The organism is Pseudoalteromonas sp. SR45-5, assembly GCF_014163565.1.
GTDB classification, from domain to species: domain Bacteria; phylum Pseudomonadota; class Gammaproteobacteria; order Enterobacterales; family Alteromonadaceae; genus Pseudoalteromonas; species Pseudoalteromonas distincta.
In genome coordinates, this window is record NZ_JACJDN010000464.1 from 1 (window position 1) to 3,289 (window position 3,289).

Genomic DNA, 3,289 nt, shown 5'->3' on the forward strand with positions numbered 1-3,289 from the left:
TGTTACTTGGGCATTTAAAAAGTCAATATAATGTACCGTGCGATGTATACGGTGCTGACAGGTTAACTGCTGAGGTATTAAAACAAAGCGCAGAGCAATTTCATTTAATTGATAATACTTTGCTACTTTAACAGTAAAAAATAGTTAAAAAAGTGCAAGCTAAGTGCCTGCAACATGAGAGATTTTAATACAAAGCCGTAATAGATGAATTAAGCCTTATATAGGCTTTTTTTATTACTGTAATCAATTGGGTTTGCTAAATGATTATGGTAATTTTAAAGCATAACGAGTTACCAAGGACTTACATGCTTCATTACAGCAACATGCCACTAGATAGAGGCTCAAATTTTCGTAAAGACCCATCGTGGCTTAAAGCGCAAATGTCGGCGCAAAGTAAATGGGTTTTAGTTAAAAATAATCAAACCCTATTTATTAAAGATACCCCTAAAGTAAGCTATTTAACGTATCAACAAGTGGCACATTTAGATTTAACGAGTGCTATTTTTGTTGGTTTAAACAATGCTAAACATGGTGTGTTTGCATTGGATGTTTCTGATCTGGATGAAAGCGTACTTTCGCCTTTAATAGAGGGCGCTCAGTTTTTTGATATTCGCCAATATGGGCCTCAAGTAACCATTAAATATGCCTCAATAGCAGCCCTTGCGAGAGGGCTATGTTATTGGCATGCCACGCACCGTTTTTGTGGGCGCTGCGGTAGTAAAAACCGTTCAGTGGAAGCCGGGCATTCTCGTGTATGTGAAAACGAAAACTGTAAGCATCCTACATTCCCGCGTACCGATCCTGCGGTAATTATGGTCGTTACTAAAGTCTTTGCTGACGGAGTAGAACGCTGTTTATTAGGTCGCCAAGCTGCGTGGCCCACTGGTATGTATTCATCGCTTGCTGGATTTGTAGACCCAGGGGAGACACTAGAACAAGCTGTTGCGCGTGAAGTTAAAGAAGAGGCAGGCATAGAAGTTGATAACGTACGTTATGTTGCATCTCAGCCATGGCCGTTCCCATCGTCAATTATGCTTGGCTTTTTTGCACAGGCGACATCTGAGCAAATTAACGTAGATAAAGAAGAGCTAGACGATGCAAAATGGTTTAGTCGTGAAGACTTAGAGCAATTTGGTAATTGGCACGAAGAAGGCGAGCATTTAAAGCTGCCTAGAACCGATTCTATCTCTCGTTATTTAATTGAGCATTGGCGCACAAACCCTTAAGGATTAACAATGTCGAGTAAAAGTAATAAAAACACTCAGCTGGTATCATCAGGGCGAAAAAAAGCCTATACACATGGCGTAGTAAACCCTGTTGTACAGCGTGCATCTACCATTGTATTTGATACTGTAGCCGATTTAAAAGAAGCAGCTAAAATCCGTGGCGATAAAACGTTATTTTATGGGCGCCGAGGAACAACAACACACTTTGCGCTGCAAGAAGCGATTACAGAACTTGAAGGCGGCGAAGGGTGTGCATTGTACCCTTGTGGCGCTGCGGCGATCAGCCAAGTATTTTTATCGTTTTTAAAAACCGGTGATCATATTTTAATGGTTGATAACGTGTACGAACCAACTCGTGATTTTTGCGATAAAATTTTAGTGGGGCTGGGCATTACAACAACCTATTACCCGCCAACCATTGGCGCAGGTATTAAAGATTACATTCAGCCAAATACTAAAGTGTTGTTTTTAGAATCTCCAGGCTCTATTACGATGGAAGTGCAAGATGTGCCCGCTATGGTAAAAGTAGCCAATGAGCACAACGTAATGACCATGCTTGATAATACCTACGGTAACGGTCTGCATTATCGCCCGTTAGAGCACGGAGTTGATATTAGTATTCAAGCTGCAACAAAGTATATTGTTGGCCATTCAGACGTGATGATGGGGGTGGCTGTTGCTAATAAAAAGTATTGGCCAACCTTGCGAGAAAACTCATACTTACTAGGGCAATGTACCAGTGCCGATGATGCGTATTTAGCGCTTAGAGGCCTGCGTACAATGGGTGTGCGTTTAAATCAACATGAAAAAGCAGCAATAGAAGTAGCTAAATGGCTTGAGCAACATGAGCTTGTTGATCATATTCGACACCCTGCATTTGAAAGCTGCCCAGGGCATGAGTTCTTTAAACGTGACTTTGATGGCAGTAATGGGTTGTTTTCATTTGTGATGAAAACCGGTAATCAAAAAGCGATTGATGCATTTTTAGATAGCCTTGAGCATATTAAAATGGGCTTTTCATGGGGCGGTTTTGAAAGTTTAGTAACGGCTAATTTAACTATGAAAGGGCTGCGTTCAAATACAGGCTGGGATTTAGGCCCGGTTATTCGTCTGCATATTGGCCTTGAAGATGTTGAAGATTTAATTAGCGATTTAAGCCAAGCACTTGAGGTTTATAAGCAGTATTTATAATTTATATCGCAATTTATGTTGTTACATTTAAATGTATTGTTACAAAGCTCACCATAGGTGGGCTTTTTTTTGCTGGTAATTCAAGGTGTTTACACTTAGTGTGGATAAATACACAGAAAATAAAAAGTCATTAAGGATAGTCAATGGCAACACCATTACCGATAAACGTAGGGCGATTAACGCAAATAGCGGGATTTGAGCTTGTAAGTATGTTTTTAACTAAACGTGGACTTATTGCATTAGCTGCCTTTGCATTGGTGTGGCTAATAATACTGCGCTACCCAATAGGGCAGGCAGTAGGCATTGTAAGTGCGCCCGATTTTGAGCAAATAGCCCGTGATATATCAGGTTCTATTGGTTTAAGTAAATTATTGGATTGGCCTGAGGCCGAATTTGCTATGTATTGGTTAATAGCCCTTTATAGCTTTCCCGTTTTTGGTTTATTTATTTGTAGCGACCAAACGGTAGGCGATAGAGAGCGTGGCACACTAAGGTTTTTATCACTGCGCTCCACTCGCTTTGAAATACTGTTTGGCCGTTTTCTAGGGCAGCTAGGAGTATTAGCATGTTTGGTGGGTATAACGCTTGTGGCTACACTCGCGGTATTGGGTTTTAGAGATCCAAGTTTACTGGCTGGTGGTTTTGCCCGTGCACTTTCTATATTTTTAATATTGGTTGTTACTTTATGCCCATTTGTAGCACTTATGACGTTAATAAATACCTTTGCTCGCTCATCGCGTTTATCTATTGTATTGGCAATTTTATATTTTGCAGCAGGCGGTATTGTAGTTGGTATATTGCAATGGCAAATACCTGCATTAGGCTTGCTTGATTATTTATTTCCGGGTGTGCAAATAGAGCTATTAGCGGGG

3 protein-coding genes and 1 pseudogene are annotated in these 3,289 nt (G+C 40.6%); all 4 read left to right on the forward strand.

The window, feature by feature from the left end; translation table 11 throughout:
- Nucleotides 1–131 (forward strand): annotated as a pseudogene (locus tag H5072_RS21255) (NYN domain-containing protein); the annotation flags it as partial.
- Between the two features lie 174 nt (nucleotides 132–305).
- On the forward strand, nucleotides 306–1,226 hold the full coding sequence (gene nudC / locus H5072_RS15150; RefSeq protein ID WP_002962842.1) for an NAD(+) diphosphatase: 921 nt from the start codon (nucleotides 306–308) through the stop codon (nucleotides 1,224–1,226).
- 9 nt (nucleotides 1,227–1,235) lie between these two features.
- Nucleotides 1,236–2,417: a cystathionine beta-lyase gene (locus tag H5072_RS15155; RefSeq protein WP_182693992.1), complete on the forward strand. Its 1,182-nt coding sequence runs from the start codon at nucleotides 1,236–1,238 to the stop codon at nucleotides 2,415–2,417.
- Nucleotides 2,418–2,560: 143 nt separating this feature from the next.
- A partial coding sequence (locus tag H5072_RS15160) for an ABC transporter permease (RefSeq protein WP_182693993.1) occupies nucleotides 2,561–3,289 on the forward strand: 729 nt, incomplete at its 3' end.